This is a genomic window from Corynebacterium sp. KPL1824 (assembly GCF_000478095.1).
Lineage (GTDB): Bacteria > Actinomycetota > Actinomycetes > Mycobacteriales > Mycobacteriaceae > Corynebacterium > Corynebacterium accolens.
In genome coordinates, this window is the sequence record NZ_KI515749.1 from 554,168 (window position 1) to 569,130 (window position 14,963).

Below are 14,963 nucleotides of genomic sequence, written 5' to 3' on the forward strand. Positions count from 1 at the left end.
TTATGAAGATCCATAAGGGAGATATGGTGATTGTCATTTCGGGCCCAGATAAGGGCGCGAAGGGCAAGGTCATCGAGGCATACCCGAAGCGCGAAAAGGTCCTCGTTGAGGGCGTTAACCGCATCAAGAAGCACGTCGCAAACTCCGCTACCGAGCGTGGCGCCGAGTCCGGCGGAATCGTTACCCAAGAAGCTCCGATCCACGTGTCCAACGTTGCGATCGTTGACTCCGAGGGCAACCCGACCCGCGTGGGCTACCGTTTCGACGAGAACGGCAAAAAGGTCCGTATCGCGCGTAGCAACGGGAAGGACATCTAAAAATGAGCGAGAACTACACCCCGCGTCTGAAGACTCGCTACCGCGAGGAAATCCGCAAGAACCTGAACGAAGAGTTCAACTACGACAACGTCATGCAGATCCCTGGCGTCACCAAGGTCGTCGTCAACATGGGTGTTGGCGAAGCTGCTCGTGACTCCAAGGTCATCAATGGCGCTCTCGAGGACCTGACCGCTATCACCGGTCAGAAGCCACAGCTGCGTCGCGCAAAGAAGTCCATCGCGAATTTCAAGCTGCGTGAAGGCATGCCGATCGGCGCACGCGTTACCCTGCGCGGCGACCGCATGTGGGAATTCCTGGACCGTCTGCTGACCATCGCGCTGCCACGTATTCGTGACTTCCGCGGTCTGTCTGACCAGCAGTTCGACGGCCACGGTAACTACACCTTCGGTCTGTCCGAGCAGTCCATGTTCTACGAAATCGACATCGACAAGATCGATCGTCCCCGTGGTATGGACATCACCGTCGTTACCACCGCTACCAACGACGAAGAAGGCCGTAAGCTCCTGCGCGAGCTCGGCTTCCCGTTCAAGTAAATAGAGCGCCAAAAATCCCAACTCCCTACAAGGAGTTGGGATTTTCTAGTTTTAATGTCAGCCTTGCATTCTAGGGGTCGTTGCAGCGATGATGGTTACTTTGGTGTGATACTACCGGTTTGTGTCAGGGCGTTGGTCATGACTTCGGCTGGGGTGCGCCAGTTGAGTGCTTTGCGTGGTTTGTGGTTGTGAATGTTGGCGATCATCTCCAGGTCCTCGGCGCTGTAGATGGACAGGTCGCTGTTTTTGGGAAGGTTTCTCCTGAGCCTGCCGTTGGTGTATTCGTTGCTGCCTAGTTCCCACGGCGATCCTGGATGGCAAAAATAGATGGGAATGTCAGCGGTCATGGTAAAAGCTTTATGGCCAGCCATTTCACTTCCTAGGTCGGGTTGGGCCCTCCTTATTAAGATTTAAAAACAAAAGGAACGTCGAAGCTATCATTAGCCCAAGGGAGAATGTGTAATTTGAATCATTCAATAATCCACCAAAAATCGATAGTATAAACCCGACGAAAAATACCCCAGCTTCCGATCTTGGGTAAAAATCTCTACGTATAGAGGTGTTGTACAGAGCCAAGAATATTACCGCCACAGCAATAGGGAAGACCCTTAATTCTCCCCAGAAAAAGCCTGCTAGAGAAGTGGATACAAGAATGATGAAAGGAGTTAAAGCAGATTTCGATATACGGCTAAACAAAGCTAATCACATTTCTTACGGGGAACCTTCGCCCGTCCATTGGTCATAAATTGCTCAGGGTACCATGTTGATTCACGTGGACCCAATTTCTCTTAGCGGTCAATTTATTCCATTATGTAGTCGGGCTATCACTGCATACAGGCTCAATTTCTACTGACTTTCCCAAGAACCCGTAAACAGTTAGATAAATTTAATTTGCATAGTGTTTCTTCGATAATAGGGAATGAGCCAGAAAGGTAGGTAGGCACCCAGCATAATCCATTGAACTATTTTTAACATGCTGAATATAACCGTTCAGTTTAGTTTCCGCCCCATTCGGGCAGAGGTTAAAAGCTTGGTGCGTAAATAACCACGTCAAAACGCAAAATGAGCCCGGCCCGAACTGGTAAGCGACCATGCTCGGGGCCGATCTCTGCGTCAGAAGTAGATGCTTCTTGGGGTCTAAGGTCGTGGAGCAGTTCCCCGGTGAGAGTTCGTTGCAGTGGGGCGGTGCAACGAACCCCGGAGCTTAAGGGCTACTGACTGTCCTTAGACCGCTTTTTCACCAACACTATGCCGCCGACAATAAAGAGTGCGGCGAGCACGAGTACCCAACCGATATTGGCACCCGTGGAGGCTAGTGCACCGTTGTGGGAGCTGGAGGAGCCTCCGCCGGATCCGGAGCCCGGACCAGAGCCACCGCCTGCTGCACCCTTAGCGGTTGTGGACTTGCTGGAGCCCTCCGACTTCCCAGTGCTATTTCCCTTGGCACCTGCATTCGATCCGGACGAGGTAGAAGCCTTGGACTTTTCGGAGCCCGGCTTATTAGTGCCGGTGCTATTCGAGCCGTTATCTGGCTTGGTAGCGCCTGGCTGCTTATCCTTCGAGGAGTCTGCGGGCTTGCCCTCTTCCTCATCGCTTTCTTTGTCAGCGCCTTTTCCGCCGGGCTGGGTGGTTGAATCGCCTACGAGGAAGGTCACGGTGTGCCAGTCGGTGAGTTTGTCACCGTTGTTGTTGACGGTGCGCATGTCCATCTCGTAGCGGCCTGGTTCGGTAAAGATCCAGTGCGCGTGGACATGAAAAGGACCATCCTCAACGCCCTTAATCGTATGGGTACCGTTGCTATCGGCTAAGGTCCGTTCCGGTGTGTTCAGGGAGGCAGTGTGGCCGGCCCACCATTGTCCGTCCGTAGGCGCTGACTTAGGACGAACCTCGATAGCAGCGTCACGGTAGTCTTGCCCGACCTTGATCGTGTCCCATCCCGGCCACACAGCATTGTGATCCTGTTGTAATGGCAGGTGGTAAATCGTTGAGCCAGTCTTTACCATTCCGGTAAAGGACAGCGTCTTAGCCAGAGAGTCAGCGACCGGCACGCGTTGCGCATCGTGAATGCGCAACGCTACGTCTTCAGGCGCGTTGTGGCGGTTGTCTTCGTTGACATAGAAGCCAAGTTTATTGTCCACAACCTTTGGCCCGAAGTCGATGTGGCCCTTGGTGATCTCGCGCTTTTTGGAAGGCTCTTCGCTGGGAGCGGGGTCCGTTGACTCTGGGGTTGGTTCCTTCGATGGGGCGTTGTTGTCGGTTGTGCCGTCGGTGCTGCCATTGGAGCCGCCTTCGGTCGCATTGTCATTGCCCTTGGTTGGTGGGGTAGCAGATGATGAATCCTCGGTAGCTACCTTGAAGCGCAGAACGGCCTTCTTCGCGGTTTTGCCGTCTTTTTCGGCGACCGTGACACCGACTTCATACGTACCGGGCTTGTTGAATGCCCAGTTGAGGTGCATGTGGTCAGGGCCTTCGGTGGTATAGGAATGCGTACCATCGCTGCCGGCAAGGCGCTGGTCTAGGCCGGTTTGATCAGCCAGATATGCCAACCATTCGCCGTCCTTCGGGGCTTTGACGGGGGTGAAAGTAAAGGTGTAGTCCTTCTTGGTGTCCTGGTACGCATCTTCGGTGCTTATCCCAGGCCACACCACGCCGGTGCGCTGTGTCTCTGGCAGGACGTAGGCTGCGCTGCCTTTCTTTCCAAAGTGCGGGATGTCCTTGTTCAAGGTGGTCTTGACCTGCTTGGGAACGGTGAAAAAGACATCGGAAGGCTTACGCCAGATTGCACCAATATGGTACAGATTCGTCTCGTCCTTGATGCCTAGGTGCAGCTCACCGTCCTCGTGGATTGGGGCGATATCGACGTGGCCTCGGTGCAGATTGAGCTCCTTGTTGGGGGTGTCCTTATCCTTCGGGCCCTGCGGTTTGGGTTTGGGGACATTGGGGACAGAAGGCTTCGGGGTCGTGGAAGGTGCTTCAGGGGAAGACTCTTCGGTTGGGGTGGAACCCTCTGACTCTTCTGCTTCTTCCGAACCTTGCGGCTTCTTTGGTGTGTTGGAGTCTTCTGGATTCTCCGAGCCTTCTGGTTTCTGCGTGTCCGCGGAATCGGGAGCATCTGCGAACGAGACGGTGGTCTCAGCTATCGGCTTATAAGCCTCTTTGTGAGTATGGCTAAATAGCGTGGCGCCGCCGGCATCGGAACGCGAATCAGGAACGATGCGTAGCATGAGCTGGTAGCCGGGCTGCTTACAGCTATCGATGAGTTGCCTGCTCGTCCTTTGTCCTGGCCCGGAAGTAAAGCCGATTTCGCAATCTGCAATATGCTTTTCCGGTAGGTTGGTCATCGGTTCGCCATTTACCTTGTAGAAGCCGCCGGTAACGCGCACCGTGGTGCGGTCATCTTCGGGCTCTACGGTGATGTCGATATTGCGGTCACCATCGCCGTATACCTCGCTGGTGGACACGGTGATATCTGGGCTCTCGATCTTAAGGGGCTCTGTCTCAAACGGCTCTATCTCTTCCATTTCGGGAGTAGGAAGCTCGCCGCTTTTCGTTGTAAAAGCTTCGTCATCTTTAGCGGCCCTTTCCTTGACGGTGACGGCGCTGGTCCAGAACTCCACGGGTTCGGATACCCAGCGTGGGCTTGGGGCGTCATCGTCTGGGATAAAGATGGCTTGGAAGTCGGATTTTTCTTCACCGATCATTTCATCCCACGATGCCTTACCGCCTTCTACCTTGCGCTCGGCAAGGTAGTGGCCATTGATGGTGAAGACGGCGCGGCCGGTGTCTTTGGCATTTCCCGTATCGAGTGACAGCGTGGTGAGGATGCCTTCCTTCGCGCCCTTGGTATCGGCTGTGGAGGGAGCCATCTTGAACATAGGGGCATCGGACTCGGAATCTTCGGCTGCGGAGCCTTCAGACTTGGCGTCGTTAAAGGCAGCATCAAGATCGGTAATCGTGCGCTCGGCGGGGTTGGTCCCGCCTACCTGCCAGACTAAGGTTTGTGGCTCGGAGTGGATGAAGGTGCCATCCTTCTTTCGCGCAGAAGCGCGGTAGGTGACCTCGTAGTGGCCGGGACGGGTAAACGTCGTAGCGTTATGCGTATGCGTTCCCGCGTTAACCCATGTGGTACGGAATCCCGGATCGTGGGAGGACCAGAGTCGGTTGAGGGGGTAGTCCTCTCCGTTGTACCTAAATAGCTCCATGCGGCCGGGGCCCTTAAAGTCCACGATCTCCATGTTGAAGGACTTATCGCGGAATTGATCGGTAGGTAGATCTGCAGCGGCGCCGAACCCAGCCCAGATGGGCATGGTGTTTTTCGGGAAGCCGACCGCGGGGCCGCCGTAGTACATGAGCTGGTTTGTCTTGGCCTTAAGAAATTCAAAGCGTGGGTCATCGGGCAGGCGCCAGGCATAGGCTCCTAGGCCGCCGTCGACGCGGCCGTGGCTCACCCAGTTGATCGTGTCCTCGATGGGGACTAGGCCCGCACTATTGGACATGAGCTTGAAGTTCCCGTCCTGCCACACCGCGTGCGGGGAATCCACGTGTGTTTGGGTGCGGACAATCGGGGCATCGCCAGCGAGGGCGAGGGGAGCGTGGAATAACGCGAGCGCCAAGGCCACCACTATGGTGGCAAAGCGCGCAAATGAGGTGCGCAAAGGCATAAGGTTCTCCCAAGGTTAAAGGCAGTGAACTTTTATGTAGATTCAAACGAATATTACACTATTGCAAACCGTTATCGGTACATATAGTGAGGTGAGGGAAAATATACCTGTGCGCTGGGAAAAGGGGGGATATGAAAAGTCCCTACTTCCGGCGGTGGAAGTAGGGACTGCGGGGAGTAGGCGGCGGAGGAGTGGCCGGCGATTAAGCCTTCTTGTCCTTCGCGGTGTGGGTGGTGCCCTCGTATTGCCATCCCACAACGGCATTGCGCACGGCGGCCTCGAGGGGGTTGGCGGGCTGGATGCAACTAATCGTCAGCAGCCTGCCTGGCATCGCGTCCTCGCCCCATACGCTGGAGTCACCGGCCAGGCCCTGTTTATCGGGGTCGTGGAGATCGGTTGCGGTGTAGATGAGCCAGTTCTGGTCGGAATTCTTGGTGCGGACGTAGAGCTTATCGCCGATGCTGACCTTGTGCTCGTTGGCGGCGCCATCGTAAAGCTTATTGAATACGGCAGGCACACCCGCGCCGGTGTGGCCGGCGATGACGACGATATCCTCGGCATTGGTTCCCGGCAGGGAATACGGGCGATCATCGGCGGTATAGGTGCAGGCCTTATCCATGGTGTCAGGGTTGATGGCGCCATCGAGCACGCGGCAATTGTCATCGTCGAACTTCGCATGGACATCGATGGCGGGAATGAACATCTCTACCGCGGCGGATGGCTCGATGACGGGGGCTTGTTCCGCAGTGACCTCGTTGGTCTCCAGGCCTTCCGGCGGGCTGATGCTGCGATTGATGGAGCTGATGACCAGCAGCGTGACCACGATGCCGGCGGCGATGCGCAGGACCCAGGACGACTTCCACGCATCTTTGACGCGATCCCATCCGGAAGGCTTCTTCCGGTGCCTGGGCAGGGAGGTCTCCTTGAGGCGGCGGTTGGGGTAGCGGCGCTGAATGCGTCGCGCGTGGTTTTCGGCCTTGCGCCAATCGCGATCGTCGGAACGGTGCCTGCCGGAGCGTCTAGGCTGGGCTCCTATGGCGTCGCTGCTCGATGGCCGGGGGCGCGTGCTGCGGGTCCTGCGGGAATAAGACGTAGCGGCAGTGTTGCTTTCTGATGCCGCCGAGTGGCGCGATCGCGCCGCAGAACGTTGGGGCCTCTCCCTCCGTGGCCGGTCTTGGTGGTCCATGCGACCTTCGAGGAAAAATAGGGACATTAGGGACGATAGGGGTGGGTGTGAACCAAGTTTATAGTAATAATTTCTGTTTAGTTTTATTGACGCGGTGAATGCATAACGCGCTACGATAATCCGTGATTCTCTTGTCCGTATAAGTACAGCTAAATAAGGAAAATAAAAAACGGTGTCTCTCAACGAAGCTGCCAAGGCCGGATCCCTGAAAAAGGCCGCCCTACTCGATCAATCATTTTCACGATTTTCTGTCCGCGCAATCCTCGCCGGTGTGTATCTGTGCATCGGCACCGTATTTGCCGGCGTCGTTGGCCAAGCGGTGGAAGGGCTTGCCCCGGGCCTGGGGTCCGTGACCTTTGCCCTGTTCTTCGGCCTAGGCCTCTTCGCCATCGTTATCCTCGGTGCGGAGCTGGCCACGGGCAATATGATGTACATGGTCTACGGGGCGATACAGAAGCACTTGTCCTGGGGTAAGGCTTTCTACGTACTGCTTATTACCACGATCTTTAACCTTGTCGGCGCCATCATCTTTGCCGCCGTCATGGGGATGTCCGCCAAGCTCGCGAATATGGATCCCTCGCACCTGTTGGTCACCATCTCTGAAGGCAAGCTGACCAAATCCCCGCAGGGAATGCTTGTAGAGGGCATGGCCGCGAACTTCGTGGTCAATATGGGCATCGTTGGCGCGGTCTTTGCCAAGGAAATCGTGTCGAAGTTCATCGTCATCGTCCCGATTATCGGCATTTTCGTGGGCCTAGGCCTGGAGCACGTGATTGCCAATTTCTGCCTCTTTGCGCTCACCTTCTTCGGCAGCGATCCGCTGCCGGCAGCGATGACCGTTGGCAATGTTGCTCTCAACTGGACGCTGGTGTGGATTGGCAATTTCATCGGCGGCGGCCTGCTCATCGGCGGGGTCTACGCCTGGCTCAATAATGGGCCAGAGGACTACCGCGACTAGGCCAGCGTGCCCGAATAAAGATTAAAGCGATCGGCGCGGGCAAAGCCCACCAGCGCCATGCCGGTCTCGCGGGCGGTCTCTACGGCCAGGGAAGAGGCGGCGCTGACGGCAACGAGCATGCCAAAACCTGCCATGGCGGCTTTTTGTACCAGCTCGAAACTGGCGCGGGAGCTCATGACCAAAATGAGGTCATCGGCGGGGAGACGCTCTTCCATGAGCAGGTGGCCAATGACCTTATCGGCGGCGTTGTGCCTGCCGATGTCCTCCCGGATGACCACCGGCTCACCCTCGATGGTAAACGCGCCGGCGGCGTGGATTCCGCCGGTCTTGCGGAATTCCTTTTGGGCGGCGCGCAGCTTCTCCGGTAGCTGAACCACCAGCTGTGGGTCCACGGGGATCTGGGGGATGGGGTAGCGAGACTTCTTCGTCAGCGCCTCGATAGACGAGGTACCGCATACGCCGCAGGCGGATGTTGTCGTGGTCAAGCGGAGATCGCTCAAGTTTAATGGCGTATTCTTCACCAAGTCTATGTCCAGCAGGTTATAGGTATTCATGCCCTGGACCGTGGAACCGGCGCAGTAGCGGGCAGTGGTGACATCGGAAAGCGCGGCAATATGCCCCTCGGAGTGGAGGAAACCGTGCGCCAGCTCAATATCGTGGCCCGGGGTGCGCATGGTGGTGGTGATGGTCTGCCCACCCACGCGAATCTCAAGCGGCTCCTCACCGGCGACGGTATCGGCGCGGGTATCTACCTGCGCGTGCTCGCCCAGGCGCACCTTCGTGACGGCAAAGGTGGCATTCTTGCGTCCAGCCATTACTTCAGCGCCTCCTTGAGGGTTTCGATATTTACCTTGGCTTCTGCCGTGCTTGCCGATGCCAACCCCACCACGAACGCCGTCAACGGTGCTGCCGGCCGCGATTGGGTATGGGCCACGTCCTTGGTTAAATCCAGCAGTTCCCGGGTTAGCGCCGTGGCCTCATGGGGCTCGAGGTTTAATAGCCGTGCGGCTTCTTCGAGCCACTGGTGGGCGGTGCGGATCGGATCTTCGTTCTCGGTACTCATCTCAACTACTCCTCAATAATGTGGCGCTGCATCCGACTGTAATGAATGCAGGGGATTTATTTGGAAAACCGCAGGATATGGCGTAAAGTGTTCCGGCGTGCCTGCGCTGCAGCCGGTGCACGCGCAAAGCCCTGCGGGTTTTGCGTGCTGAACTGGCAAAACGCAGAGCCGAACAAGAATTGAACATCAACTTTGTTGTAGGCCCCTCGCCGTTTATAGCGGACCGTTGTCTGAATCAAAGGGTGGCGAGCGCCTTGCGGTATTGACCGTGAGGAGCGTGAGTAGCCCGAAATCACACGGAAAACGCTTTGGTGAGCACGGGAACCGCAACGAGAAAGGTACACGGTCACTCATATGACTATGACTGATCCTATTGCCGACATGCTGTCGCGCGTGCGTAACGCAAGTAACGCACACCACGACGTCGTGTCGATGCCTACCTCCAAGTTGAAGGCAAATATTGCTGACATCTTGAAGCAGGAAGGCTACATCGCTGACTACACCGTTGAGGGCCACACCCTGTCCCTCGAGCTGAAGTACAACAACCGCGAGCGTTCCCTGTCTGGTCTGCGTCGCGTGTCTAAGCCGGGTCTGCGTGTGTATGCAAAGTCCACCGAACTGCCACAGGTCTTGGGCGGCCTGGGCGTGGCTATCATTTCCACGTCCCACGGTGTGCTGACTGACCGTCAGGCTGAGGAGAAGGGCGTAGGCGGAGAAGTTCTCGCCTACGTCTGGTAAAGGGAGGTTTGACACATGTCTCGAGTCGGTCTAGCACCGATCGCCGTACCAAACGGCGTCGAAATCAACATCAACGGCCAAGACGTTGAGGTCAAGGGCCCTAAGGGTACCCAGAGCGTAAACGTTCCGGATCCGATCACCATCAACGTGGAAGACGGCATCTTGACCGTTTCCCGCCCTGATGATCACCGCAAGCACCGTGCTCTGCACGGCCTGTCCCGCTCGCTGCTCAACAGCGCCGTCATCGGCGTGACCGAGGGCTTCACCATCAAGATGGAAATCTTTGGTGTCGGCTACCGTGTGCAGCAAAAGGGCCAGGACCTGGAATTCAGCCTGGGCTATTCCCACCCGATCCTCATCAAGGCTCCGGAGGGAATCACCTTCGCAGTGGACGGCAACACCAAGCTGTCCATTACCGGTATTGACAAGCAACTAGTCGGACAGATCGCCGCTAATATCCGTCGCCTGCGTAAGGACGATCCTTATAAGGGCAAGGGTATTCGCTACGAAGGCGAGCAGATCCGTCGCAAGGTCGGAAAGACGGGTAAGTAAGCAATGGCAAACACTGAAAACACGAAGCGCACTCCAGTCGGCAAGGACATTTCTTCTCGTCGTCGCGAAGCACGCGCACGCCGCCACTTCCGTATCCGTAAGACCCTGCGTGGCACCCCTGAGTCCCCGCGCTTGGTCCTGCACCGCTCTTCGCGCCACATGCACGTCCAGGTCATCGATGACCTGGCAGGCCACACCCTGGCCTCCGCATCCTCCATGGAAGCGGACATCCGTGCACTCGAGGGCGATAAGAAGGCAAAGGCTGCCAAGGTGGGCGAACTGATTGCTGAGCGCGCCAAGGCCGCTGGCATTGAGCAGGTCGTCTTTGACCGCGCAGGCTACAAGTACCACGGCCGCGTCGCTGCGCTGGCAGACGCCGCACGTGAAGGTGGTCTGAAGTTCTAATGATCATCGTCAACGGAAACATCAACGGAAGGATCGCGTAATGTCGGACCGTGAACAGCGTGACGGCGGACGCTCCGCCGAGAACAACAAGAACAACCGCGGCGGCAACGGCCGTCGCAACGATCGTCGTAACCAGCAGGACAACGAGCGCGATAAGTACATCGAGCGCGTTGTGACCATCAACCGCGTCTCCAAGACCGTTAAGGGTGGCCGCAACATGTCCTTCACCGCTCTCGTCGTCGTTGGTGACGGCCAGGGCCAGGTAGGCGTTGGCTACGGCAAGGCTAAGGAAGTTCCGGCTGCAATCCAGAAGGGTGCAGAAGAGGCTCGCAAGAACTTCTTCCGCGTACCTATGGTTGCCGGCACCATCACCCACCCGGTAGAGGGTCGCGACGCAGCGGGCATCGTCATGATGAAGCCTGCCGCTCCTGGTACTGGTGTCATCGCCGGCGGTGCTGCTCGTCCGGTGCTCGAATGCGCTGGCGTGCAGGACATTCTGTCGAAGTCCCTGGGCTCCGACAATGCACTCAACGTCGTCCGCGCAACCGTGGACGGCCTCAAGCAGCTGGTCCGCCCCGAAGAGGTTGCCGCACGCCGCGGCAAGTCCATCGAAGAGGTCACCCCGGCCCGTATGCTGCGCAAGCGCGCAGGTCAGGAGGCATAAACAATGGCTCTGAAGATTACACAGGTAAAGGGCCTGGTGGGCACCAAGCCGAACCACCGCAAGAACATTGAGGCTCTGGGCCTCAAGCGCATCGGTCAGTCCGTTGTCAAGCAGGACACCCCGATCATCCGCGGTATGGTTCACAAGGTTCGCCACCTGGTCACCGTCGAAGAAGTGGCAGGGGAGTAAACCATGGCTGATATCATCAAGCTGCACGACCTGCGCCCAACCGCAGGAGCAAACAAGCCCAAGACCCGCGTTGGCCGCGGTGAGGCATCCAAGGGTAAGACCGCTGGTCGCGGTACCAAGGGTACCGGCGCTCGTAAGCAGGTTCCCGCTGCTTTCGAGGGTGGACAGATGCCCATCCACATGCGTCTGCCTAAGCTCAAGGGATTCAAGAACCCGAACCACGTTGAGTACCAGGTTGTTAACGTGGCTGACTTGGCCGAGAAGTTTGCCGATGGCGGCGACATCACCGTCGCTGACATCGCAGCTGCTGGCCTCGTCCGCGCTAACCAGCCGGTCAAGGTTCTGGGCAGCGGCGACATCAACGTTAAGTTGAACGTCACCGCAGACAAGTTCTCCAAGTCCGCCGTAGAAAAGATTGAGGCTGCTGGCGGTTCCGCCAACACCAAGTAATCTGGACTAGAGACTAACTGCACCCCCTTTCCTCGCACCTTGTGTGCGGGGCGAGGGGGTGCAGTCGATCTATGCGGACGTATGCATAGCAGTGGTAGTGTTATCACCGTAAACACTCATCCCTACTAGCTAGGAGTTTGCTATGTCGTCCATTTCTTCATTCTTTGCCGCTGTCATCTCCGCCGTGCTGGCGCTCGCCGGCTCCACCGGCCCCGTCGACGCCAACCCGCAGCTGTCCCAGCCAGATAACACTGAGACCGCGCAGGTGGCCCAGGAGCAGTAATCGCGCTGATTTAAGCCTCTGGCCCTGTCAGGGATTGGGCCCGTAGCTACAAAAAGGGTGGAACGCTTTTACGAGCGTTCCACCCTTATCTGGTTTTGGGAGCCGTCCTAGGCCTCGTCCACGGTCTTTTCAAAAAGTCCTGGGAAGCGGTCATCGGGGTCCGTTACGGCCTTGATAGCATCGGGCAGCTTCCCGCCATAGAGCTCCTCGAACCGCTCGCGGGAGTAGAAGGCCTCGGAGTACAGCGACTTGTGGCCGCCCAAGTCATTGACCTTTTCTTCAATGACGCGGTTGAAGGCCCCATTGCCAGGAGCGCTGGGATCGACGTGATCGCCGTCCACACCGGACCAGAAGCCGACGTTGACCCACGTCTTGCCGGGGCGCAGCGGGTACAGCGGCCAGGGGTCCTGGGACTCGGCGGCGATATCGCCGGTGCCCACGAGTTCGCCCACGCCATCGCGCAGCCGGATGGGGCACAGCCATACCGGCTGGATATCGGAGGCCTGGAAGAACCAGTGGAGGAACTCTGGGAGGTTTTCCGGGGTGACCTCAATATCCTGGACCACGCGCTCGGCGCGCGGCTTGCCGTGTGGCTTTTTGATGAAATTGTACTCCAACTCGTACTTCCGGTCCAGGCGCACGAGCTTCCAGTAGAAGGAGCTGCGGCGCAGCTCGCGCGGCCAGACCTTGCGCACCTTGGGGTTCTGGGCGCCAAAGGCACGCGAGCACCAGAACCAGTCAGTATCCCAGCGCCAGATATAGTCGCGGATGGTAAGGCGGTCTCGCCGAATGCCCTGGGCGTGCTGCAGGCTGCGGTAGTAGATCTTATCCCGCGTGTAATCGGAGGTAGGGCCTTCTTCATCGGTAAAGCGCGCGAAGACCAGGTAAGCCTCGTCCTCAGAAAAGACCACACCGTCTAGGCCATCGACGGTTTCACCCTCGTGGGTGTGGTGAACGGAGACATCGGCAAGCACGCGGCTTGCCTCCTCCACCGTGTGGAAACGCTGCTCGCGCAGCTCCACGTAGGGCGGCACGGGCTCGAGCTCGATCTTCAGGCGCACCGCGTAGCCCAGAGAACCGTAGGAATTGGGGAAGAGGCGGAAGAGATCGACGTTCTGCTCGCGCGAGCAGGTAAGGATCTCGCCGGTGCCGGTGAGGATATCCATCTCGATGACGGACTCGTGCGGCAGGCCGTTGCGAAAGCTCGTGGATTCCACGCCCATGCCGGTGACCGCGCCGCCCAGGGTGATGGTTTTTAGCTGCGGAACGACGAACGGCATGAGGCCGTGCGGCAGGGTGGCATCAACCAAGTCCTCGTAGGTGCACATGCCCTGCACATCGGCGGTGCGGGCGAGGGGATCGACCTCGATAACCCCGCCCAAGCCGGAGACGTCGAGGCCTATCTGATTCTCGCTGCGGCCGCGGAAGAGGTTAGAGGTCTTTTTGGCCAGGCGCACGCGCTTTCCGGCGGGGACCTCGCGGAAGCTGCGCAGCAAGGTGTCTACGCCGGCGCGGTGGGCCTGCCAGCCCACGGGCTCGATATGCACGGCATCGACCGGGCGCGGCTGCAGGGCAGAAACGCGCTCGCGTAAGTGATCCAAAAGGGTCATATGGGCTCCTTTTAAAAGCGGCTGTCTTCCCACCAACGGCGCTCGGGCACGCCGGCGCGGGAGCCGGCCTCGCCGAGCTTGATGCCCAAGAAGTGGTAGAGGTTAATGATATTGCGCTCGAAGCCCCACTCCGAGCCGGCCATGTAGATGCCGTAGAGGCGCGCGGTGGGCAGGCCGACCAAATCGCAGGCCTCTTCCCAGTTCTCCTTCAAGTTCTCACACCACTCGTGCAGGGTGCGCATGTAATCAAAGCGCAGGGATTCGGTGTGGAAGACCTCGAAGCCATTGTCCTGCATGGCCTTGGTGACGTTGCCGGAACCGGTGAGCTCGCCATCGGGGAAGATATAGCGGTCGATGAACCCGCCCTTGGGCGTCTTGTGGTTATCCGGGTAGGTGATGTTGTGGTTCAACATCAGCCCGCCGACCTTGAGCTTGCTGTACATGAACTTGAAGAAGTCATCGTAGTTCTGCACGCCGATGTGCTCGATGATGCCGATGGCGGAGATGGCATCAAAGCCTTCTTCGGTGACATCGCGGTAGTCCATGAAGCGGACCTCAGCCAGATCCTGTAGGCCTTCTTCCTCGATCTTCTTTTGGCCCCACTCGGCTTGCTCCTGCGACAAGGTCACGCCGATGGACTTCACGCCGCGGCGGGCGGCGTAGCGCACCATGCCTCCCCAGCCACAGCCTACATCCAGGTGGGTGTCGCCTTCTTTCAGGCGCAGCTTGTCAAAGATGAGGCGGTACTTGTTTTCCTGCGCTTCCTCCAAGGTGGCATCCGGGGTGGGGAAGTAGGCGCAGGTATAGGTCATGGAATCGCCCAAGAAGAGCTCGTAGAAGTCATTGCCCACGTCATAGTGATCAGAAATGACGTCGGCATCGCGCTCCTTGGAGTGCTTGGACAGGCCATCGTGCAGCTTGCGGCGCAGCCAGGAGGCACGTTCTACCTCAGGCACCGGCTGGATGTGGAAGGCGCCCATGGAAGCCAGCGAACGAATCACGCGGGCCAAGTCTTTAGCGCCGGGCTTTTCGAACTTGTCATACATGGCATGCAGGGCATTGAAGATGCCGTACGGGTGGGCGGGGTGCTCGCCTTCTACAGAGATGCCGTCGGTGACGTAGGCGCGGGCGAATCCGACATCGCCTGGGTGGGTGGCGATATAAGCAAGTCCGCCGAGGCTATTGATGGTGACCTTGTAATCAGCATCGGCAGGGCCGGTGGCAGAGCCATCAAAGGCCTCCCAGCGGAAGGGGTTGGGACTAGGGATAAAGACGTCGATGATCTCAGCAACGGTCATCGGCGTGAATTTTTTGCTCATTCAGACTTCTTTCG

17 protein-coding genes are annotated in these 14,963 nt (G+C 57.9%); 10 read left to right on the forward strand and 7 right to left on the reverse strand.

Features of this window, described 5'->3' with window-relative positions; genetic code table 11:
* The first annotated feature begins 2 nt into the window (after positions 1 to 2).
* Together rplX and rplE are read left to right on the forward strand one after the other, a co-directional pair.
* Positions 3 to 317: a 50S ribosomal protein L24 gene (gene rplX, locus HMPREF1267_RS02590; RefSeq protein ID WP_005276967.1), complete on the forward strand. Its 315-nt coding sequence runs from the start codon at positions 3 to 5 to the stop codon at positions 315 to 317.
* A gap of 2 nt (positions 318 to 319) precedes the next feature.
* Positions 320 to 871, forward strand: a complete 552-nt coding sequence (gene rplE / locus HMPREF1267_RS02595) for a 50S ribosomal protein L5 (RefSeq protein WP_005281269.1) — start codon at positions 320 to 322, stop codon at positions 869 to 871.
* Positions 872 to 966: 95 nt separating this feature from the next.
* Here the strand turns inward: rplE and HMPREF1267_RS02600 are convergent, their stop codons facing one another.
* From HMPREF1267_RS02600 to HMPREF1267_RS02610, 3 genes are all read right to left on the reverse strand, one after another.
* Positions 967 to 1,242: an IS30 family transposase gene (locus HMPREF1267_RS02600; RefSeq protein ID WP_005281271.1), complete on the reverse strand. Its 276-nt coding sequence runs from the start codon at positions 1,240 to 1,242 to the stop codon at positions 967 to 969.
* 840 nt (positions 1,243 to 2,082) lie between these two features.
* A complete protein-coding gene (locus tag HMPREF1267_RS02605) occupies positions 2,083 to 5,532 on the reverse strand; it encodes a choice-of-anchor M domain-containing protein (protein ID WP_023028293.1) in 3,450 nt (1,149 codons plus the stop codon).
* 202 nt (positions 5,533 to 5,734) lie between these two features.
* Positions 5,735 to 6,718 carry a hypothetical protein gene (locus tag HMPREF1267_RS02610; protein ID WP_232215096.1) on the reverse strand — a complete coding sequence of 328 codons (984 nt, stop codon included), beginning with the start codon at positions 6,716 to 6,718 and terminating at the stop codon, positions 5,735 to 5,737.
* Positions 6,719 to 6,890: 172 nt separating this feature from the next.
* Between HMPREF1267_RS02610 and HMPREF1267_RS02615 the strand changes: the two genes are divergently transcribed.
* Positions 6,891 to 7,676: a formate/nitrite transporter family protein gene (locus HMPREF1267_RS02615; protein WP_023028295.1), complete on the forward strand. Its 786-nt coding sequence runs from the start codon at positions 6,891 to 6,893 to the stop codon at positions 7,674 to 7,676.
* Here HMPREF1267_RS02615 and fdhD read toward each other — a convergent pair.
* Complete coding sequence (gene fdhD / locus HMPREF1267_RS02620; protein ID WP_023028296.1) at positions 7,673 to 8,491, reverse strand: formate dehydrogenase accessory sulfurtransferase FdhD; 819 nt, start codon at positions 8,489 to 8,491, stop codon at positions 7,673 to 7,675. The two genes, HMPREF1267_RS02615 and fdhD, sit on opposite strands and share 4 nt — an antisense overlap.
* A complete protein-coding gene (locus HMPREF1267_RS02625) occupies positions 8,491 to 8,739 on the reverse strand; it encodes a DUF6457 domain-containing protein (protein ID WP_005276987.1) in 249 nt (82 codons plus the stop codon). Before HMPREF1267_RS02625 ends, fdhD begins: the two co-directional genes overlap by 1 nt.
* Before the next feature lie 354 nt (positions 8,740 to 9,093).
* Here HMPREF1267_RS02625 and rpsH point away from each other — a divergent pair, with 354 nt between their 5' ends.
* The 7 genes from rpsH (at position 9,094) to HMPREF1267_RS13125 (ending at position 12,020) form a co-directional block, all read left to right on the forward strand.
* Entirely contained in the window at positions 9,094 to 9,477 is a 384-nt protein-coding gene (rpsH, locus tag HMPREF1267_RS02630; protein WP_005276990.1) for a 30S ribosomal protein S8, read from the forward strand.
* Positions 9,478 to 9,492: 15 nt separating this feature from the next.
* Positions 9,493 to 10,029: a 50S ribosomal protein L6 gene (gene rplF / locus HMPREF1267_RS02635; protein WP_005276991.1), complete on the forward strand. Its 537-nt coding sequence runs from the start codon at positions 9,493 to 9,495 to the stop codon at positions 10,027 to 10,029.
* 3 nt (positions 10,030 to 10,032) lie between these two features.
* A complete protein-coding gene (gene rplR, locus HMPREF1267_RS02640; protein ID WP_023016753.1) occupies positions 10,033 to 10,434 on the forward strand; it encodes a 50S ribosomal protein L18 in 402 nt (133 codons plus the stop codon).
* A 40-nt stretch (positions 10,435 to 10,474) separates the two neighbouring features.
* Complete coding sequence (gene rpsE, locus HMPREF1267_RS02645; protein ID WP_005276995.1) at positions 10,475 to 11,098, forward strand: 30S ribosomal protein S5; 624 nt, start codon at positions 10,475 to 10,477, stop codon at positions 11,096 to 11,098.
* Between the two features lie 3 nt (positions 11,099 to 11,101).
* Positions 11,102 to 11,287: a 50S ribosomal protein L30 gene (rpmD, locus tag HMPREF1267_RS02650; protein WP_005276997.1), complete on the forward strand. Its 186-nt coding sequence runs from the start codon at positions 11,102 to 11,104 to the stop codon at positions 11,285 to 11,287.
* 3 nt (positions 11,288 to 11,290) lie between these two features.
* Positions 11,291 to 11,737, forward strand: a complete 447-nt coding sequence (gene rplO, locus HMPREF1267_RS02655; RefSeq protein ID WP_005277000.1) for a 50S ribosomal protein L15 — start codon at positions 11,291 to 11,293, stop codon at positions 11,735 to 11,737.
* A gap of 142 nt (positions 11,738 to 11,879) precedes the next feature.
* Positions 11,880 to 12,020 carry a hypothetical protein gene (locus tag HMPREF1267_RS13125; protein ID WP_005281295.1) on the forward strand — a complete coding sequence of 47 codons (141 nt, stop codon included), beginning with the start codon at positions 11,880 to 11,882 and terminating at the stop codon, positions 12,018 to 12,020.
* Positions 12,021 to 12,127: 107 nt separating this feature from the next.
* On the opposite strand, the gene HMPREF1267_RS02660 is transcribed toward HMPREF1267_RS13125, so the two are convergent.
* The gene (locus HMPREF1267_RS02660; RefSeq protein ID WP_023016754.1) at positions 12,128 to 13,630 is read right to left on the reverse strand and encodes an FAD-binding oxidoreductase; all 1,503 of its coding nucleotides are present in this window, start codon (positions 13,628 to 13,630) and stop codon (positions 12,128 to 12,130) included.
* 11 nt (positions 13,631 to 13,641) lie between these two features.
* On the reverse strand, positions 13,642 to 14,949 hold the full coding sequence (locus HMPREF1267_RS02665; RefSeq protein ID WP_005281300.1) for a class I SAM-dependent methyltransferase: 1,308 nt from the start codon (positions 14,947 to 14,949) through the stop codon (positions 13,642 to 13,644).
* Between the last annotated feature and the right edge of the window lie 14 nt (positions 14,950 to 14,963).

Bases quoted from the DNA above. Each gene is read 5' to 3' on its own strand.
- rplX (WP_005276967.1), top strand. From the start codon at position 3: ATGAAGATCCATAAGGGAGATATGGTGATTGTCATTTCGGGCCCAGAT.
- rplE (WP_005281269.1), top strand. From the start codon at position 320: ATGAGCGAGAACTACACCCCGCGTCTGAAGACTCGCTACCGCGAGGAA.
- HMPREF1267_RS02600 (WP_005281271.1), bottom strand. From the start codon at position 1,242: ATGGCTGGCCATAAAGCTTTTACCATGACCGCTGACATTCCCATCTAT.
- HMPREF1267_RS02605 (WP_023028293.1), bottom strand. From the start codon at position 5,532: ATGCCTTTGCGCACCTCATTTGCGCGCTTTGCCACCATAGTGGTGGCC.
- HMPREF1267_RS02610 (WP_232215096.1), bottom strand. From the start codon at position 6,718: ATGGACCACCAAGACCGGCCACGGAGGGAGAGGCCCCAACGTTCTGCG.
- fdhD (WP_023028296.1), bottom strand. From the start codon at position 8,491: ATGGCTGGACGCAAGAATGCCACCTTTGCCGTCACGAAGGTGCGCCTG.
- HMPREF1267_RS02625 (WP_005276987.1), bottom strand. From the start codon at position 8,739: ATGAGTACCGAGAACGAAGATCCGATCCGCACCGCCCACCAGTGGCTC.
- rpsH (WP_005276990.1), top strand. From the start codon at position 9,094: ATGACTATGACTGATCCTATTGCCGACATGCTGTCGCGCGTGCGTAAC.
- rplF (WP_005276991.1), top strand. From the start codon at position 9,493: ATGTCTCGAGTCGGTCTAGCACCGATCGCCGTACCAAACGGCGTCGAA.
- rplR (WP_023016753.1), top strand. From the start codon at position 10,033: ATGGCAAACACTGAAAACACGAAGCGCACTCCAGTCGGCAAGGACATT.
- rpsE (WP_005276995.1), top strand. From the start codon at position 10,475: ATGTCGGACCGTGAACAGCGTGACGGCGGACGCTCCGCCGAGAACAAC.
- rpmD (WP_005276997.1), top strand. From the start codon at position 11,102: ATGGCTCTGAAGATTACACAGGTAAAGGGCCTGGTGGGCACCAAGCCG.
- rplO (WP_005277000.1), top strand. From the start codon at position 11,291: ATGGCTGATATCATCAAGCTGCACGACCTGCGCCCAACCGCAGGAGCA.
- HMPREF1267_RS13125 (WP_005281295.1), top strand. From the start codon at position 11,880: ATGTCGTCCATTTCTTCATTCTTTGCCGCTGTCATCTCCGCCGTGCTG.
- HMPREF1267_RS02660 (WP_023016754.1), bottom strand. From the start codon at position 13,630: ATGACCCTTTTGGATCACTTACGCGAGCGCGTTTCTGCCCTGCAGCCG.
- HMPREF1267_RS02665 (WP_005281300.1), bottom strand. From the start codon at position 14,949: ATGAGCAAAAAATTCACGCCGATGACCGTTGCTGAGATCATCGACGTC.